Origin of the sequence: Algibacter sp., assembly GCF_049667265.1 — a bacterium.
In the GTDB taxonomy this organism is placed as follows: Bacteria; Bacteroidota; Bacteroidia; order Flavobacteriales; family Flavobacteriaceae; genus Algibacter_B.
Window position 1 is genome coordinate 1 of the sequence record NZ_JBATHX010000235.1, and the last position, 2,630, is coordinate 2,630.

Annotated in this window: 3 protein-coding genes and 1 pseudogene; 2 read left to right on the top strand and 2 right to left on the bottom strand. The window is 34.3% G+C overall.

The genetic code is table 11. The annotated features are described in order from the left end of the window. Together WBN21_RS08870 and WBN21_RS08875 are read left to right on the top strand one after the other, a co-directional pair. A pseudogene (locus WBN21_RS08870) lies at positions 1–333 on the top strand (glycosyltransferase); the annotation flags it as partial. A gap of 32 nt (positions 334–365) precedes the next feature. Continuing rightward, positions 366–1,100 carry a Bax inhibitor-1/YccA family protein gene (locus WBN21_RS08875; protein WP_424199460.1) on the top strand — a complete coding sequence of 245 codons (735 nt, stop codon included), beginning with the start codon at positions 366–368 and terminating at the stop codon, positions 1,098–1,100. Between the two features lie 162 nt (positions 1,101–1,262). On the opposite strand, the gene WBN21_RS08880 is transcribed toward WBN21_RS08875, so the two are convergent. Further along, a complete protein-coding gene (locus tag WBN21_RS08880) occupies positions 1,263–1,739 on the bottom strand; it encodes a hypothetical protein (RefSeq protein WP_424199462.1) in 477 nt (158 codons plus the stop codon). Positions 1,740–1,843: 104 nt separating this feature from the next. Beyond that, a partial coding sequence (locus WBN21_RS08885; RefSeq protein ID WP_424199464.1) for an energy transducer TonB occupies positions 1,844–2,630 on the bottom strand: 787 nt, incomplete at its 5' end.

Sequence of the window (2,630 nt, forward strand, 5' to 3'; positions counted from 1 at the left end):
CGTATTCGCTGGGCAGCAAAAACAAGCGCTTATAATAATTGGTTTGGCAAGCTTACAGGACTCATAGTTTTAACGATGAATGCCATAATTATTATGGGCTTAACCCTTTCAATTGTTAGTGTTTTGCCTTTCAAAATTTTATTTTATATCGCTTTTATAAAGTTTAATATCGATTTCTTTTTAATCTATAAATCGGCCACTTTTTTCAAACAAAATAATATTTTAAAAAGTTATATTTTCGGATTTCTTTTTTATCCTTTCTTTAGTGTTTATGTAGCTTGCATTTCAACATTTTCAGGATACAAATGGAAAGGTCGGAATTTTAAAAAGTAAGCTAATTAAAAAAATCACTAGTTTTATCATCTATGGACTTATTCAGCAAAACATCAAACCCAGCATTTAATAATTACTTTTTTGGCGATAATAAAACATCGGCAAAAACCATGACAGTAACTGGTATTTTCATAAAATCCATGCTATCCATAGCCATTATAATTATCATTTCCATTGGTATGTGGCGACTTCATGAAAATGGTGAAACCATTAAATGGTACTCTTTGGGCGGCATGTTAGCAGCCATAGTCATTAGTATTGTTATTTCGGTTCGCCAACATTGGGCGCATATTTTAGTGCCACTTTACGCCATTGCAAAAGGTTTTTTTCTTGGTGCCATGACGGTTTATGCGCATGCACAATTCCCAAATTTACCCTACCAGGCCATCGGTATAACTATGGTAACATTTGTAGTGATGTTGCTCCTCTATCAAACCCGAATAATTGTGGTAACAAAAAAACTACGAAGTGTTATTATTACCGCCGCTACAACCATTTTTGTGATTTATATTATTTCATGGATTTTAAGCTTTTTCGGCATAAAAGTCTTTATTTGGGGTATTTCATGGCCAGCCATTATATTCAATATTCTAGCCGCCATTTTCGCATCGTTATCCTTACTTCTCGACTTCGATTATATTGAACGCCACAAAAACAAATCGCCAAAATACAAAGAGTGGCTCGCCACTTGGGGTCTATTAGTAACCCTTGTTTGGTTGTACATGGAAGTATTAAGGCTTATGCGAAAATTAGCTATTAAGTTTTAATTCTGGGCGCCTGCCTGCCGGCAGGCAGGTTCCCCAAAGGGTCGGGCTTTCCGCTACAAGTCCTCGCACCTCCTATCGTCGGGCTGTGGGCTTTCCTCTGCAATCCCTGCCTGCCGGTAGGCAGGCCTAACGCAGCCATCCTCCAAGGCAAGTGCAAATAATCTAATTTACCTTAATAACTATGGGCAGTTTAAACTGGGTAGTAACTTGTTGTCCGCGTTTTATAGCAGGAAAAATTTCGGGCAAGGAATCTATACTTTGGTTAATTAAGGCCTTAATATTCGGAATTTCTTGAGTTGTAAGCGAATCTATTTTAGCATCCAATAAAACTAATTTTCCAGTATTCGAAACTTGAAGTTTCAGCATCAAAGTATCCGTAATATCTTGAGAAACAACCAATTTTTCCTTTCCTAAATATTCCCAAATATGTAAAGTTAACACACTTTGAAAACACACTTTTTTATCTTCTTTTGTAGTAATAGAATCACAATCAGAAAAACTTGGATAATCATCAACATCATTCCAATTAAAAGTTTGTAATTCTTCCTTAAGAATTGCTTCAGACGATGTTTTCTTCACATTAAAATACTCGCAAGATGTGAGCGATAAAATGAATATTAAAACTAAGCAATACCTCATGGTTTTCAACTGAAGCCGAAAAATACAATATTTTTATATTTTACTTACTGAAAAACACAAAAACCGAAGTTTGCGCTTCGGTTTTTAGTAAATATTTGATTTTTTTACTCCGCTACTGCAAATATAATTGGTAACGAATAAGGTACATTTACTTTCTTTCCTTTCTGTTCGCCTGGTTGAAATTTAGGAAGTGTTTTTATAACTCGAATAGCCTCCGTTTCTAAGCCTACGTGTTCCGCTCTAGCGCGAACATCAACAACATCCCCCTCACTATTAATTTTGAAAATCACATTTATACGCTGCCTTCCTTTCAATTTTAAACTATCGGCCATTTTTGTATTAAACTCTAAACTTACATGGTTTGAAATTTTTGAAGACATACATTTCTTTTGTTCTGTTGATGATAAATTTTCACATCCAGGAAAAACAGGTACTTGATCTACAATAGCAAAGGGAATATCCACATACTTTATAACGTCATCAAAAAATGGATCACCAAAACCGTTATCACTTGTTAATACAAGTAACTTTTTAAGTTCCATATCTTCTTCATCGCTTATATTACCTTGTATTTGAATTTGCTCAAAAACCTCAGCTATTTTTTTAACCAATTTGGAATCTGATGTTTGGGAAGTAAACACGCTAATTTCTTCAACCAAATCTGAATTAAAATTATCCCCTTTTACAATTTCTAATAATAATTGCAACCCTTTTTCTTCATTTTCACTTAGGTTACCTTGAATTTGAATTTGATTTTGTACGGCCTTAATTTTCTCGATTAAAGGTGTCTCTTGTGACATTTGATTTTCCGGTATTTGTTCAACTGACATTTTATTATCAGCCTGTAAACAAGAAGTGTATACTAACATTCCGAATACCATAGGAATTAAT